General features: G+C 71.8%; 12 protein-coding genes and 2 pseudogenes. 11 read left to right on the forward strand and 3 right to left on the reverse strand.

Annotation, left to right across the window (positions count from 1 at the left end):
• Window positions 1-167: 167 nt before the first annotated feature.
• Window positions 168-1,463 (reverse strand): UDP-N-acetylglucosamine 2-epimerase (non-hydrolyzing), encoded by a 1,296-nt coding sequence (gene wecB, locus AB0E83_RS08490; RefSeq protein ID WP_362107858.1) that lies wholly within the window; start codon window positions 1,461-1,463, stop codon window positions 168-170.
• Window positions 1,464-1,878: 415 nt separating this feature from the next.
• Window positions 1,879-3,855, reverse strand: coding sequence for a SpoIIE family protein phosphatase (locus AB0E83_RS08495; protein WP_362107861.1), 1,977 nt, complete (start codon window positions 3,853-3,855; stop codon window positions 1,879-1,881).
• A 222-nt stretch (window positions 3,856-4,077) separates the two neighbouring features.
• Between AB0E83_RS08495 and AB0E83_RS08500 the strand changes: the two are divergent.
• Window positions 4,078-4,288: pseudogene (locus AB0E83_RS08500) on the forward strand (IS5/IS1182 family transposase); the annotation flags it as partial.
• 328 nt (window positions 4,289-4,616) lie between these two features.
• Window positions 4,617-4,754 (forward strand): hypothetical protein, encoded by a 138-nt coding sequence (locus AB0E83_RS08505; protein WP_362107864.1) that lies wholly within the window; start codon window positions 4,617-4,619, stop codon window positions 4,752-4,754.
• A gap of 124 nt (window positions 4,755-4,878) precedes the next feature.
• On the opposite strand, the gene AB0E83_RS08510 is transcribed toward AB0E83_RS08505, so the two are convergent.
• Window positions 4,879-5,094 carry a hypothetical protein gene (locus AB0E83_RS08510; RefSeq protein ID WP_362107867.1) on the reverse strand — a complete coding sequence of 72 codons (216 nt, stop codon included), beginning with the start codon at window positions 5,092-5,094 and terminating at the stop codon, window positions 4,879-4,881.
• A 332-nt stretch (window positions 5,095-5,426) separates the two neighbouring features.
• Between AB0E83_RS08510 and AB0E83_RS08515 the strand changes: the two are divergent.
• The 9 genes and pseudogenes from AB0E83_RS08515 to AB0E83_RS08555 all read left to right on the forward strand — a co-directional run.
• Window positions 5,427-5,648, forward strand: a pseudogene (locus AB0E83_RS08515) (IS630 family transposase); the annotation flags it as partial.
• A 96-nt stretch (window positions 5,649-5,744) separates the two neighbouring features.
• A complete protein-coding gene (locus tag AB0E83_RS08520) occupies window positions 5,745-6,833 on the forward strand; it encodes a LacI family DNA-binding transcriptional regulator (protein ID WP_362107947.1) in 1,089 nt (362 codons plus the stop codon).
• A gap of 130 nt (window positions 6,834-6,963) precedes the next feature.
• On the forward strand, window positions 6,964-8,271 hold the full coding sequence (locus AB0E83_RS08525) for an extracellular solute-binding protein (RefSeq protein ID WP_362107870.1): 1,308 nt from the start codon (window positions 6,964-6,966) through the stop codon (window positions 8,269-8,271).
• A 100-nt stretch (window positions 8,272-8,371) separates the two neighbouring features.
• Window positions 8,372-9,268, forward strand: coding sequence for a sugar ABC transporter permease (locus tag AB0E83_RS08530; RefSeq protein WP_362107873.1), 897 nt, complete (start codon window positions 8,372-8,374; stop codon window positions 9,266-9,268).
• Between the two features lie 89 nt (window positions 9,269-9,357).
• A complete protein-coding gene (locus AB0E83_RS08535) occupies window positions 9,358-10,212 on the forward strand; it encodes a carbohydrate ABC transporter permease (RefSeq protein WP_362107950.1) in 855 nt (284 codons plus the stop codon).
• Between the two features lie 24 nt (window positions 10,213-10,236).
• Window positions 10,237-11,250 carry a hydroxyacid dehydrogenase gene (locus tag AB0E83_RS08540; RefSeq protein WP_362107876.1) on the forward strand — a complete coding sequence of 338 codons (1,014 nt, stop codon included), beginning with the start codon at window positions 10,237-10,239 and terminating at the stop codon, window positions 11,248-11,250.
• A gap of 123 nt (window positions 11,251-11,373) precedes the next feature.
• Window positions 11,374-13,395 (forward strand): PQQ-binding-like beta-propeller repeat protein, encoded by a 2,022-nt coding sequence (locus tag AB0E83_RS08545; protein ID WP_362107878.1) that lies wholly within the window; start codon window positions 11,374-11,376, stop codon window positions 13,393-13,395.
• Window positions 13,396-13,397: 2 nt separating this feature from the next.
• Window positions 13,398-13,751, forward strand: coding sequence for a hypothetical protein (locus AB0E83_RS08550; RefSeq protein WP_362107881.1), 354 nt, complete (start codon window positions 13,398-13,400; stop codon window positions 13,749-13,751).
• Between the two features lie 129 nt (window positions 13,752-13,880).
• A complete protein-coding gene (locus AB0E83_RS08555) occupies window positions 13,881-14,813 on the forward strand; it encodes an ROK family protein (RefSeq protein ID WP_362107884.1) in 933 nt (310 codons plus the stop codon).
• The last annotated feature ends 245 nt before the right edge of the window (window positions 14,814-15,058 follow it).

Below are 15,058 nucleotides of genomic sequence, written 5' to 3' on the forward strand. Positions count from 1 at the left end.
GACACGGTCTCGGCCGCGGTCCTGCGCGGCGGGACGCGGGCCGACGGGGTCGGCCCGCGTCCGGACATCGGTCGGTCGTGTGCGCGGCGGTCAGACGCCCGCCGCACCGCCCTTCGCCGCGCGGACCATCCAGAGTCCGGCTACGACGAGGACCAGGGCGAGGACGCTCAGAGCGACGAGGAAGACAGTGGCATCGCCGCTGCTTCCCGTGGCGGCGAGGACGCCTCCACCGGCGACACCGGCTGCGTGGGGTGGTCGGTACACGGGTCTCCTCCAGAGGGAGTCGGGCCGGCCGGTACGGCGGCCGGCGAGGGCAGCGTGGCGGGGCGGACGCCGGGAGCCGCCACTGCGGAGTGCTCTGAGTCCCGGCGCGTACGGGGCACCGCTCGCTCGGCGAGGGCGCGGATGAGGGCGACGATGCGGTCGCTGGCCCGCCCGTCGCCGAAGGGGGAGGGGCGGGCCGCGAGCCGGGCCGCCAGACCGGGGTCCGCCAGCATCGCGCGGGCACGGACACCGACTTCCGGGCCGGGCGAGGCCAGCACCGCGAAGCCGTCGGTCATCGCCTCGGGGCGCTCGGTGTTGTTGCGGACGACGACGAGGGGCTTCTTGAGCACTGTGCACTCCTCCTGCACGCCGCCGGAGTCGGAGACCAGCAGGCGTGCTCCGTGGGCCAGCGCGAGGAAGGTGGCGTGGTCGACCGGCTCGACCACCCGCAGGCCGGCCAGCAACGGCCCCAGCCCGTACTGGCATGCCCGCGCCGCGGTTCGCGGGTGGATCGGCAACAACACGGGCAGCCCCAGCCCGGCGAGCTCGCCGAGGATCGCTCCGAGCCGCTCCGGATCGTCGGTGTTCTCCGGCCGGTGCACGGTGGCGAGGACGAAACCTCCGGGGCTCAGCCCGTATCCCCGCAGTACGGCGGCCCTGGAGGCGGGGCCGGGCAGCGAAGCGAGAACGGCCTCGATCACGGTGTTGCCGGTGAGGTGGATACGGTCCGGCTCGACGCCTTCGGCGCGCAGATGTGCCACGGCGCCCGCGGTGGGCGCGCAGTGCACGTCGGCGAGCACCCCGATGACCCTGCGGTTGATCTCCTCCGGCATGCTCCGGTCGTACGAGCGGAGCCCCGCCTCCACGTGCACCACCTGGATGCCCAGGTAGTGCGCGGCCTGCGCCGCGGCGGAAGCGGAGTTGGTGTCCCCCTGCACCACGACGACCGCGGGACGCGCCGTCTCGAACGCCTGGCCCAGCCGGCCGATCATGGAGCTCATCTGCTCGACGCGCGGCAGCCCGCCCACCCGCCGGATCCGCACCTGCGGATCCGGCAGTCCCAGCCCTCGGAAGATTCCGCCCGACAGGGAGTCGTCGTAATGCTGTCCCGTGTGCACCACCTGTGCGTCAGCGCCGAGCCCGTGGATGACCCCGGCCAGCTTCACCACTTCAGGCCGGGTGCCCAGCACCACAGCCACCCCGGCTCCTCTACGACTCAACGGACATCGTTCCTCACCGGTCTTCGGTCACGCGACCGACCTCAGGGACGAATTGAATAAAATACGAAAAACCCTCGCGGTCCGGTACCGCTGCCGGTGAGTCACGCGAACCACCTGTTTGCCCCACCGAGCACCTCGACGGCGAGACCGAAGCCTCAGGGCGGCGCACAGTCGCCACAGCACTCCTGACCGACCCGGGCCCGCGATCTGCCTTGAACCGGCCGCGCGCCGATGTCCACCACCGTGCCTGGACGGGGCAGGACGGCGACTTCGCCCCCCTGCCGTGCCCGTTCGGTCAGCAGCCGGGTAGCCGGCGATCCGGGCGGGAAGGCTCCCCGAGCGGTCGGTCCACGGGAGGTCCACCGGTGAAGCGGGACGGGCCTTCCGCGTCCGGTCACTCCGGCGAAGGGGGTTCCGGGAGGACCGGGTCGATGCGGAGGGCGATCATGGCGGTGTCGTCGCGCTGGTCGGAGAGGCGTTGGAGGGTGCGCAGGAGGTCGGGGAGTGCCTGGTGGCGGCAGACGGTGGCCTCGGTGGCGAGTCGGTTCAGTCCGGTGTCGAGGGAGGCGGAGGGCGTCTCGACGAGGCCGTCGGTGTAGAGCAGGAGGGTGTCGCCGGGGCCAAGGGTGTGGGTGTGGGTCGTACGGCCGGGGCCCGGCAGGACGCAGAGGGGGAGGTCGGCCGGCGCGTCGAGGTGGTGGGCATCGCCGTTCGCGGGGATGACCAGGGGCGGTGGATGTCCCGCGTTGGACCAGGTGAACCGCCAGGTTCCGTCGGCGCGGCGATGGAGGGTGGCGTGGACGGCGGTGGCGAACGCTGCCGTCTCCAGGCCCTCGGCCGTCTCGTCGAGGTGGGCGAGGGTGTCGGCAGGGGCGGCGCCGGGGCCGCTCGCGTAGGCGAGGGCGCGGAGCATGCTGCGCATCTGGGTCATGGCGGTGGCGGCGGGCAGGTCATGGCCGGCGACGTCGCCGATGTCGAGGACGAGGGTGCCGTCGGGCAGGGTGAAGGCGTCGTACCAGTCGCCGCCGATCTCGCTGTCGGAGCCGGCGGGCTGATAGCGGGCGGCCAGGGTCGCGCCGGGCACGGACGGCGGATCGGTGAGGTGGGCGCGCTGGAGGCCGAGGGCGATGCGGCGGGCGTGCTGGAGGTCGAGGACCTTGCGGATCGGCCGCTGGGGCTGGTGGAGGACCTCTCTGAGCAGGGAGACCTCGCTGGTACCGGGGACGGGGGTGTCACCGCTGGTGGCGGTGACGGCGTAGCCCAGGACGGTGTCGTCGACGGTGAGCGGGATCAGGGTCATGCTGGTCGCCTTCGCGGCGGTCAGCCACCGTTCGGTGACGGCCGGCACCAGGCCGGGCGGGACGGGGCCTTCCGGTGGCAGCGGGAAGGTGCGGGGGGTGTGCCGGACGAGGAGGTCGCGCAGTTCGCCCGTGACCGGCAGGCTCTGGCCGCGCAGCGCCGGCGGGGCGGGAAGACCGGACCGGCCGGCGGCGGCGACCCTGCGCGCGGTGACCTCGGCGTGGTCGGGCGGGGGCCAGTCGTCGTAGGAGAGCAGCAGGATCAGGCAGTAGTCGGTGAGTTCGGGCACGATCACCTGGACGACTTCGGCGAACGCCTCGGGCAGGCTCTCGCCCGAGGCCCCGGCGACCTTCACCAGCAGCTGGTCGCGCAACTGCCTGTTCCAGGAGTCCTCGACGTCGACGGTGGCGGCGATCCAGTCGGTGTCCGGGTCTGCCGGGTCTACGGGGACGGCCCGGGTCCTCACGTGGCGGAACGTTCCTTCGGCGGCCCGCAGCCGGTAGTCGCTCTGGACGACGCCCGCGGTGTCGGGCGTGGCGCCGCCCTCCCACTCGGCCCTCAGCCCTTTCCGGTCGCGGGGATGGACGTGCGGATACACGCTGCCGAGCCGGCCGGACGGCGGAGGCGTCCCGGTCAACCGCTCCCAGCCGGGGACGGTCTCCTCGATCGTGCCGTCCGCGTGTTTCACCCACACCATGTGCGCGATGGCCTTCACCAGGGCCTCGTACCGCCGGCGCTCGGCGCTCTCGGTGGTGGTGTCCATCGCCAGGGCCAGGACGCCGGGGCCCTCGGCGGTGGTGACGGGGGTGCACGTGTACATGAAGTGCCGGGCCTGGTCGGCGGCGCCCGGGTCGGTCCGACGCTCGCCGGCCGTCTGCCGTGCCCGGCCGGTGGTCCGTGCCGCCTCCAGGACGGACAGGAACCGGTACGCGTCGGGGTCGGAGAACACCTCGCCGGCCGGCAGTCCCTTCTGCCGGGGGCCGAACAGGCGGGTGAACGCGTCGTTCGTGTACAGCAACCGGTTGTCGGGTCCGGTGAAGACCGCCGCCGCGGGGACCGCGCCGTCGAACACCCGCGGATCGAGCACCGGCCGGCGGTCAGTGCTCCGGCCGCTCCGGCGCCGAAGGCGACGTGCCGCGCCCGTTTTGCGTCTCATGGGGCTATTTTCCCGGAAAGCGCCCGCCTGGACGGGCAGGCCCCACAGCCGCGTCGCCGGCCCGTCCGGCGGTCTCCACCAGCCTCCGCGGCTCGGCCACGATCTCCGCGTACCGATGCGCGCTGGACGCTGCCGCCCCATGCGGGACAGCCAGTGACCTGGGCGAAGACCTACCTGAACCTGACGGTCAGGACCGTCAGCCGCCCCAGGGACGCCTCCGGATTCATCGTCCCGCCCCGGCGCCGGGTCGTCGAACGCTCACACGCCAGGGTCATGCACGCCCGCCGACCGCCGACATGCGCGCGACTGCGAATGGCGCATCCAGCACTCGGAATCGCTCATCACCTGGCCACGACCACCCTCAGGACCGGACGCATCGCCCGCCGGAACTCTCGCAGGAGCGGACGGTCGGCCTCCCGCGAGGCCCACCGCGGCTGATCACCCCGGCACTGACGGTCAGCAGCGCCACCAAGAAACCGCCCGGCCTTCCCGGGCCTGGAACCCCATCCTCCCACCGCCACGAGGAGACCTCCAGCGGCCCGGCCTCGTTACGCGAATGCCACCCGAACGGCCTACGCGTCCCCATGCCGGGCGAGCGCCGTTCGCCCGTTTGAACCACTCTGGCAAGCAGTCCATGCCATCGCATCGCCGTGATCACCACTCCATTTGGAGGCGTCATGGTCGTGATCGCCCTGCTCCTGCCGGGACTGATCGTGTTCATGCTGTTCGGGCTGGACGCCCTGGAGAACTACCTCTTCCCCCGGCACGCCGGCCGCTCCCAGGCCGACGACGGACAACCTCTGGAGGCACCCTGACAGGGGTGGAGGTGTCCGCGGCTCCAGACACCGACGCGGTGCTGGCAGCCGCGGACACGGTGCACGCATCCCCGACGTCCGTCAGCCGCGAACGACACGGCCGTGCCACACGCAGGCAGAAGGTTCAGGCAAGCGCGCCCATCATGATCGCGTCGTCGAGCTCTTCGATGACCTTGCGGAGCTCGCGGGCTCCGCGAGGCGACATCGCTCGGACCACGCCGTCGAGCAGGGCACGGCTTTCAAGCGGGTCGCCGCAGCAGTACCAGTGCGCGTTGCCGAACTCGTCGTCGTGCCAGAGCTCGCGCTCGGAGCGGTGGACGTAGTCCTTCCACAGGCGCAATGCGGCGCTGGTGTCCCCCGGCTGGAGGTAGTTCCGCGTGCGTTCAAGGCGAACGATCTCGGAGAGCGCTCGCGGGGAGAGGCGGTCGATGGCCGGCCTTGAGCGTGGTGACCGCTGCCGGTCCGGGATGCCGGCCCGGATGCGTCCTGGCCGTCTACGCGGCATGGACCTTTCGGTTGGTCGTCATGCCGTACATGGTGCCATGACCGCGAACGGTGTCTCGAACGGGTTCGCTCACGTGGGTAATCACCGGACGTGGCGGCGGCCTTCGGTCTGAGGGCCGATGGCGGGCGAGGTCCGTCGAGCACCGGATCGCCGGTCCGGGCGGCATGCCGCGTCCGGGCGGCCCGCGGACGGTGACGGACGAGCAGGTGGCCGCACTGGTTTCCAGGACGCTGGAGTCCACCCCGCAAAACGCGACCCACCGGTCGACACGCTCGACGGCGAAGGAGCCGGGCCTGTCGCAGTCGACCGTGTCGCGGATCCGGCGGGCGTCCGGTCTGCAACCGCACCGCTCGCAGACGTTCAAGCTGCCGACGGATCCGTCCTTCGTCACCACCCGTGAGTTTCCGGGCCCGGTTGATACCTTTCGTTTGTCGAGTGAAAGCAAATGGCTTCGCTTGCTAGGAGAGATAGAGGGGGCACGTGACGTGCTGGCTGAAGAGAGGCGTGAGGTCCTCCTGCGCCTGATCGAGCGCCGGGGAGCGGTCAAGGTGAAGGACGTGGCGGAGGAGATGGGAGTCTCCGCGGTCACCGTGCGCCAGGACGTCCGGGAGCTGGCGGGCCGGGGGCTGGTCGTGCGGGTGCACGGAGGCGCCATGTCGCCGAGCGCGGCGCAGGCGGCCGATGCGGCCGGGCCCACCCCTCGGCCCGCGAGGGGGCAGGGGAACGTCTTCGGGCTGGTCGTCCCGCCCGGAAGCTACTACTACCCCGAGATCATCCGAGGAGTGCAGGACGCGGCACGCGCGCAAGGTGTGCGCATCGTGCTCGCGGTCTCGGGCGAGACGCCGGCGGACAATCAGGAGCAGGTGCGGAGGCTGATCGCGGCGGACGTCGACGGCCTGCTGTTGATGCCGCGCGCCGGGCTGGAACCCATGGATCTGGCCGAGAAGTGGCTGGCCGGCCTGGACGTACCGGTCGTCCTCCTGGACCGCAGGGCCGGCGGGCAGGCCGGGCGACTGGAGCAGGTCGCGTCCGACCACGCCTACGGCGCGGGACTGGCGGTGCGGCACCTCGCCGAGCGGGGACACGGGCGGATCGCGCTGGTCGCGCGGGTGGAGAGCCCCAACACGCCGTTGATCCGCGAGGGGTACGCGGCGGCCTGTCGGGAACTACGGCTGCCGGCGGGCCCGGAGTACGGGATCGAACCGGCCGACGGAGCGGCGCCGGCCGAGTGGTTCGAGGAGTTCGCGCGGGCGGTCGAAGCGGGTGAGGTCCGGGCCGCCCTCGTCCACAACGATCTTGACGCCGTTGCTCTGGTCGGCTTCCTGCAGGCGCGTGACCTGCGCGTTCCGGAGGACCTGGCCATCGTGACCTACGACGACGAGGTCGCCGAGCTGAGCGATGTGCCCCTCACCGCCGTGGCGCCGCCCAAGAGGGCCGTGGGGGCGTGGGCGGTCGACCTGTTGAGGCGCCGGATCTCCGACCCGGCCGCACCCCTGGCGGAGCTGCTGCTCCGCCCGGAGCTGCACGTGCGGGAGTCCAGCGGTGCCCTTCCCGCGCCCGCCGGGCCTGCGTAGGGCGAGGTGGAGCACCGTCAAGTGACATCGCTTGCTTTCGTTTCCTTTCATATGAAGCAAAAGCATTGACGGGTCGCGTTTCCTGTCGAATGATTCCGGTCAACGCCCCCGCGAACGATCGGTGCCCATCATGCTTCGCAGAACCACGGCCGTCCTGGCCGGCCCCGTCACGGCTCTCGCCCTGCTCGTCACCGCCTGCGGAGAGACGGGCCAGGGGGCTTCCCCCGAGGCGAAGAAGACCGGAGAGGTCACCTTCTGGTCCTTCGTGAAGGGGTCCGACAAGGTGGCTGCGGCTTTCAACCGCAGCCACCCGGACATCACGGTGACCTTCGAGACCGTCCCGTCGGGCCAGGAGTACTACTCCAAGCTCACCAACGCCGTGAAGGCCGGCACCGCGCCGGACGTCGCGGTGGTCGAGTACCCGCACCTGCCCGAGTTCGCCGCCCAGGGGAAGGTCGAGGACCTGAGCGGCACGCTCGGCCCGCTGGTGAAGGAGCGGTTCCCCGAGGCGACGCGGCAGCTGGTCGACCTCGGCGGCAGGACCTGGGGCGTCCCGCGGGACGCGGCACCCCTGATGCTGATGTACCGCAAGGACTTCTTCACCCGGCACAAGATCGAGGTTCCCACGACGTGGGACGCGTACCGGAACATGACGGAGCAGGTGAAGAAGGCCGACCCCGCCGCCCGCGGCGGCGTCCTCTACACCGACAACCCCGGGGTCCTCGAAGCGCTCTCCTGGCAGGCCGGCGGACAGTGGTTCTCGACCGGGAAGGACTCCTGGAAGGTCACGGTCGACGACGACCCGTCGAAGAAGGTCGCCTCCTTCTGGGGAGACCTCGCCCGCGAGGACCTCGTGCGCTCGCTGAGCCAGCTGGACCCGTTCTGGACCAGCGTCCAGAAGAGCCGGACCGTCGCCTACGTCTGCGCCAGCTGGTGCGCCGGAGCCCACCAGGCCACCGTCCCCGACCAGAAGGGCAAGTGGGCCGTGGCCCCTGTTCCCACCTGGGACGGAAAGCCGGCCTCGGGCATGTACGGCGGTTCGTCCTTCGTGATCCCGAAGGGGTCCGACAACAGCGGCGCGGCCGCCGAGTTCATCAAGTGGATCACCACCGATCCCGAGGGCATGAAGGCGTGGGTGGCCTCCGGCACCAGCAGCATGTTCCCCGCCGACCCGGACCTCGTGCCCGTCACGAAGGCCGCCTTCACGACGGACTACTACGGCGGGCAGGACATCTACGCCCTCATGTCCCGGTCCTACGACGCCATCCCGCCCGGCTGGACGTGGGGACCGGTCATGGGAGCCACCAACACCGCCCTCGTGGACCAGCTTCCGAAGGTCGCCGACGGATCGGTGAACCTGCCCGACGCCCTCTCCACCGCCGAGCGGATCACCGTCACGCAGATGAAGCAGCGAGGCCTGACCGTCACCGCCCCGTAGGGGACCGGAGCCGCGCCCGGGGGCCGGCCCCGCCCGAGCGGCGGGGCCGGCCCGGACCCCTCAGCCCCTGCTCTCCCCGCCCCACCCAAGGAAGGCCGGCATGGCAAGCCCATCCGCCCGAGGACAGCGTCGGACCGCCGTACTGCTCCTCGCACCGTTCTTCGGCCTCTTCGCGGCCGTCACCCTCGCCCCGCTGCTGTACGCGGCCTGGCTGAGCCTCTTCACCACCCGCACCTCCGGCCTCGGGTTCGGCGGCACCGAAAGCGTCTTCTCGGGACTCGGCAACTACGCCCGCGCCCTGTCCGACGAGGCGTTCCGCGACGGATTCCTCGTGATCGCCGCGTACTGCGCGATCTACATCCCCGTGATGATCGGGGGAGCGCTGGTCCTGGCCCTGCTGCTCGACTCGGGCCTGGCCAAGGCACGGAACTTCTTCCAGCTCGCGCTGTTCCTGCCGCACGCCGTCCCCGGGCTGATCGCCGCGCTGATCTGGGTGTACCTCTACACCCCCGGCCTGAGCCCGGTGATCGACCTCCTGGAATCCGGCGGCCTCGACATCGACTTCCTCTCGGTCGACAACGCCGTCTTCTCCGCGGCCAACATCGCCGTCTGGGAGTGGACGGGCTACAACATGGTCATCTTCTACGCCGCCCTGCAGGCCGTGCCCCGCGAGACCCTGGACGCGGCGAAGGTCGACGGCGCCGGCGCCGTACGGACGGCCCTGTCCGTCAAGGTCCCGATGATCTACCCCGCGGTGGCCCTCGCCGTCCTGTTCACCGTCATCGGCTCGATCCAGCTCTTCACCGAGCCGAAGGTCATCTACAACGCCTCCAGCGCGATCGGCAGCAGCTGGACCCCCAACATGTACGTCCAGACGGCCGCCTTCCAGAACAACGACTTCGGCCTGGCCGCGGCGGCCTCCCTGCTGATCGCCCTGTTCGCCGCCGTGCTGTCGTTCGTCGTCACCTGCCTCTCGCGCCGGGGGAGCACGTCGTGACCAAGACCTCCACGCTCGACGCCCCGACCCCCACCCCCGTCACGCCGCCGTCCGGCCGCCGGCCGGCACCTCGTCGACACAAGGGCCCCGTGAAGTCACCGTCCGTTCTGCTGTCCAAGGCCGGGGTCACGGCGATGCTGGGCCTCGCCACCCTCTACACGCTGCTGCCGCTGACCTGGCTGCTGCTGTCCTCCACCAAGAGCCGCGAGGACCTGTTCGGCACGAACGGCTTCGCGCTCGGCGAGGAGATCCACCTCGCCGACAACCTCGGCCACCTGTTCCAGGCCGACGGCGGCGTCTACCTGCGCTGGCTGATCAACACCGTGCTGTACGCCGGTGTGGGCGCCCTCCTCGCAGCGGCGTTCAGCGTCGCCGCCGGCTACGCGTTCGACAAGCTCGCCTTCCGCGGCAAGGAGCGCCTGTTCTCGCTCGTCCTGCTCGGCGTGATGGTGCCCGGTACGGCCATGGCGATCCCGCTGTACCTCCTCGCCGCCAAGGCCGGACTCGTGAACACCTTCTGGGGCGTCTTCATCCCCGGCCTCGTCTTCCCCTTCGGCGTGTACCTGGCCCGGGTCTTCAGCGCCTCCTACGTACCGGACGAAGTCCTGGAGGCGGCGCGGATGGACGGGGCCGGCGAGTTCCGGACCTTCTGCCGCATCGCCTTCCCGATGATCGCCCCCGGTTTCGTCACCATCTTCCTCTTCCAGTTCACCCAGATCTGGAACAGCTTCTTCCTCCCCCTGGTGATGCTCTCCGACCAGGACCTGTACCCGGTCAACCTCGGCCTCTACGTGTGGTACTCCTCCGCGCTGACCCAGGGACACCCCGAGGACTACCTGCTGGCCGTCGTCGGCTCGCTCGTGGCCGTGGCCCCGCTGATCGCCGTCTTCCTGATGCTGCAGCGGTTCTGGAAGTCCGGCATGACCGCCGGCGCCGTCAAGTAGGACGCCACCGTGAGGAATCCAGCCATGCCCTCGACCTCCACCCCACGCCCCCGCGCCCTGTTCGCCATGGGCCGCCGCCACCGGGACGCGCTGTTCCCGCCCTCAGCGGTCGAGCGCCTGAGCATGTACGTCGACATCGACCCGGACCACGTCGCCGAGGACCTCACCGAGGAACCCGCCCTGGAGGACGTGGAAATCCTGATCACCTCCTGGGGCTGCCCCGCCCTCGACGAGGAGGTCCTCGCACGGGCGCCGGCGCTGAAGGCGATCGTGCACGCGGCGGGCAGCGTCAAGCACCACGTCACGCAGGCCTGCTGGGACCGCGGCCTCCAGGTCTCCTCGGCCGCCGCGGCCAACGCCGTCCCCGTCGCCGAGTACACCGTCGCCGCCGTCCTCTTCGCCAACAAACGCGTCCTGGAGATCGGCGGCCTCTACCGCGACCACCGCGCACCCCTCGACTGGTCCCGGCACTTCCCCGGCTTCGGAAACTACCGCCGCACCGTGGGAGTGGTCGGAGCCTCGCTCGTCGGGCGCAAGGTGATCGAACTGCTGCGGCCGTACGACCTCGACATCCTCCTCGCCGACCCGTACATCAGCACACTGCGGGCGGCGGCGATGGGGGTCCGGCGAGCGGAACTGGACGAACTGGTCCGCCGCTCGGACGTCGTCTCCCTGCACGCCCCCGAGCTGCCCGAGACCCGTCACCTGATGGACGCGCGCAGGCTCGCGCTGATGCGCGACGGCGCCACCCTGATCAACACGGCCCGCGGCTCCCTCGTCGACACCGACGCCCTCACCGCCGAAGCCACCAGCGGCCGCATCCACGCCGTCATCGACGTCACCGACCCCGAGGTGCTCCCCACCACCTCACCGCTCTACTCCCTGCCCAACGTCCTCCTCACCCCCCACATCGCCGGCTCGCTCGGCGGCGAACTCCACCGGATCAGCGCCGGCGCCCTCGACGAGATCGAGCGCTACTGCTCCGGAGAACCGTTCGCGCACGCCGTGCACCACGCCGCCCTCGCGACGTCGGCCTGACAGCCCGGCCGGTCCCGGACGACGCCGGTCCGGGAACCGGCTGGCGCCGGCCGTGCCATCCCCGCCACGGCATCCGCTCCTCCCCGCTCCGTGTCCCCGCACGACGAACAAAGGAGTTCCCCCATGCAGCACTCCCGACCGGTGGGCAGACGCCAGCTGCTCATGGCAGGCGGCGCACTCGGGCTCACCGCCGCCGCGGCCCCGCTGCTCACGGCGCAGGCGCGGGCCACGCCCAGCGGCCCCTCCTGCACCCGGATCACCGACCTCGGCCCCGGCATCCGGCAGTTCGCCCTCATGAGCGCGCTCCAGGTCGGCGACACCGTCTACATCGGCTCCCGCAACCTCGAACCCACCCGCGTGCTCGCCTTCCACCTGCCCACCCGCAAGGTGACGGCGCAGACCGTCCTCGGCGTGGGCCACTCGATCCAGGCACTCGCCGCCGACCCCACCGGCAGGTACCTGTACGCGGGCATCCTGACCAAGGGCGACGAGGGAAAGCCGAACCTCTTCCGCTGGGACCTGACCACTCCGGACAAGCCCGCGGTCGCCATCGGCCGGACCGAGGACAGGGACGTCCGGGACCTCGCCGTCGCCCCGGACGGCACCGTCTACGCGGTGGGCGGCATCCCCGGCAAGGCGCCCGCGCTGTGGATGTACGACCCCGGCACCGGCAAGGTGACCAAGCTCGGCGTCCCCGACCCGGGGGCCACCCTGGCCAGGGCCGTCGCGGCCACGGACACGACCGTCTTCTTCGGCGCCGGCAGCGTCCTGGCCGGCGGGGACGGAGCGAGCAAGGCGTCGCTGTACGCCTACGACCGGGCAGCCGGCACGTACCGCGACGTCACGCCGCCGGAGATGGCGAAGGACCCCAGCCTGCGCGACCTCTTCGTCGCCGGAGACCGCCTCGTGGTCAGCACCTCGGGATCGACCGAGCCCGCCAAACTGGCCGTGATGGACCTCGCCGACCTCTCCTCGTACAGCCTGACGCCGACCACCGGCAAGGTCGTCAAGAACCTGACGGCGAACGCCGACACGGTCTACTTCGCCACCGACACGGGCCTGCACTCCTACTCGTCGGCCACCCAGGTCATCAGCCCGGTCGAGTTCGACGGCGACCTCGGCGAGATCTGGGGCCTCGACGTCGTCGGCGGCACCCTGACCGTCGTCTCGGGATACGGCTTCGTCGGCGAGATCGACCTCGCCACCGGCCGGGCCGTCGTCACCGACCTCGGCCGGGCGGGCGCGCCCGTCACCCCGCAGACCACGATGGGCATCGCCGCCGACCACCGGTACGCCTACGTCGGCGGCAACAACGGCATAGCCCGCCACGACCTGCGCACGGGCAAGGTCGTCAACCTCCGCGCGCCCGGCGAGGCGAAGGACGCCCACGTGCTGGACGGGGTCCTGTACACCGGCCAGTACAGCTCGCAGGGCATGTGGACCTACGACCCCACGGCCGACGGACAGCCACGTCAGCTCGCGGCCTTCCCGAGCGAGCAGAACCGTCCGCTCGACGTCTGCCACGATCCGGTCAACGAGCTCCTGCTGGTCGGCGTGCAGTCCGACACCGAGGGAGGCGGCTCCCTGTGGACCTACTCCCCGAAGACCGGCAAGAAGGCCGCCTACGTCAACCCGGTCGACGGGACCCAGCTGGTGCGTGCCGTCGCCACCCGGGACGGCGTCGCGTACCTCGGGGGCGACAACCCCACCGCCAAGGGCCCGCGCGGCACCCTCGTCGCCTTCGATCCGGCCGCCGGTCGCGAGCTGTGGCGCCTCGACCTTCCCGCCTCCCTGACCACCGGCACGGCCGCGCTGGCGGTGCACGGCCGGCACCTGTACGGGCTGACGCGCAAGGGCGGCTTCTTCGTCGTCGACCTCACGATCCGCCGGGTGGTCCACACCGCCGACCACCGCGCCCTCTGCCCCGGCTTCGCGGCCATGGTCACCAGCCGGGGCGTCGTCTACGGCGTCTCCGACACCACCCTCTTCCGCTTCGACCCCAAGACCTTCGCCGTCAGCACCGTGGTGGCCGAGATCAACGGCGCCTGGTACAGCGGCCCGCACGTCAACGCCGACGATCGCGGTCGGCTGTACACGATGCGCGGCCACCACCTCGTCCGCATCGAAGACAGGCCGGTGATCTGATCATGCGGAAGCCGACGAGGCGGTCCCTCACGGCCGCGGTGATCGCGGGCACGCTCACCGTGGCGGGCCCGGCCCCCGCACAGGCGGGCCAGAACGGCGGGAAAGGCGCCGTGGTGGGTTCGTGCGCGGAGGACGGCGGCCCCTCGGCCCTGCTGACCATCGACTACAGGAACGGCCGGCTGAACTCCGGCATCCCGGACCTGACCACGACGCACGCGACGGCCGCCGACGCCTCCTCCTTCGGCTCCCTCAAGTGGGGCCTCTACCGTCCCGGCCGGTCGCTCGAGAAGGGGGACGTGCCGACGAGGATCGTCCACCACGACGACATCCGCGTCCCGGACCTCTCCCAGGGATGAGAGCCGGCGGGGCGGGAGGGTCCTCCGCCCTGAGGCCCTCCCGCCCCGCGCCGCCGCGGTACGAGGCGGCGGCAGCGAGCACCACCCAGTGGGCCGGCCCCGCTGGAAGTCACCAGAGGAAGTGTTTCCGTGAGGCATGTCATCGCCCTCGACGTGGGCGGCACCGCAATGAAGGCGGCCCTGATCGCGCTCGACGGGACGCTGCTGTACGAGGAGCGGCGGGCGACCGGGCGCGAACGCGGACCCGAAGCCGTCGTGGAGGCGGTCATCGGCCTCGCGGAGGACCTGAGCGCCCGTGGCCGGTCGCGCTTCGGCACGGCGGCCGAGGCCGTGGGGGTCGCCGTACCCGGCATCGTCGACGCGCGGCGAGGCGTCGCCGTCCACTCCGCCAACCTCGGCTGGTGCGACGTCCCGCTGGGGGAGTCGCTGAGCCGCAGGCTCGGAGGGACGCCTGTCGCGGTCGGGCACGACGTCCGCGCCGGCGGCCTCGCCGAGGGCCGTCTGGGAGCGGGCCGGGGGAGCGGGCGGTTCCTGTTCGTGTCGCTGGGCACCGGCATCGCCGGTGCCCTCGGCATCGACGGCGGGGTAGAGGCGGGTGCCCGCGGGTGCGCTGGCGAGATCGGCCACGTCGTCGTCCGCCCCGGCGGCCCCGCGTGCGGTTGTGGCGGACGCGGCTGCCTGGAGGCACTGGCCTCCGCCGCCGCTGTCGGCCGCGCCTGGGCCGCGGCGAGCGGCGATCCCTCCGCCGACGCCGCCGACTGCGCCCGGGCCGTCGACGCGGGCGACGAGGCCGCGTCCGCGGTGTGGCGGACGGCGGTCGACGCCCTCGCCGACGGCCTGGTCACCGCGGTGACGGTCCTGGATCCCGGCACCTTGATCATCGGCGGCGGCCTCGCCGAGGCGGGCGACACCTTGCTCGTCCCTTTGCGCGCGGCGGTGGCGGAACGCGTCACGTTCCAGAAGCTGCCCGCGATCGTGCCGGCGGCCCTGGGGGACGCCGCCGGATGCCAGGGCGCGGGACTGCTCGCCCGGGACCTGCTCGCCACGGCGGCGGCCGTCTGACAGCGGCGGCCCGAGGCCGGAGCCGTAGAGCGTGTCTCCTTGATCTGCGTGTCGGTCGATCGGGTGTGTCCGCCCGGCTTCGACGCCGCGGCGTACGAGCAGCGCAACGCGGTCCGGGCGAGATCGCCCTCCTGGGCAAACTTGTCAATACATCTTCTTGCTCAGGGGTGGGCGGCCATGGCAGGTTGGCATCCGTGACTGCTCTGAAGCTTCCAGGCGACCTCGTCCATGCCCGTTGCGCGCGT

The sequence above is a fragment of the Streptomyces sp. NPDC035033 genome (genome assembly GCF_040636735.1).
Taxonomy (GTDB): Bacteria; Actinomycetota; Actinomycetes; order Streptomycetales; family Streptomycetaceae; genus Streptomyces.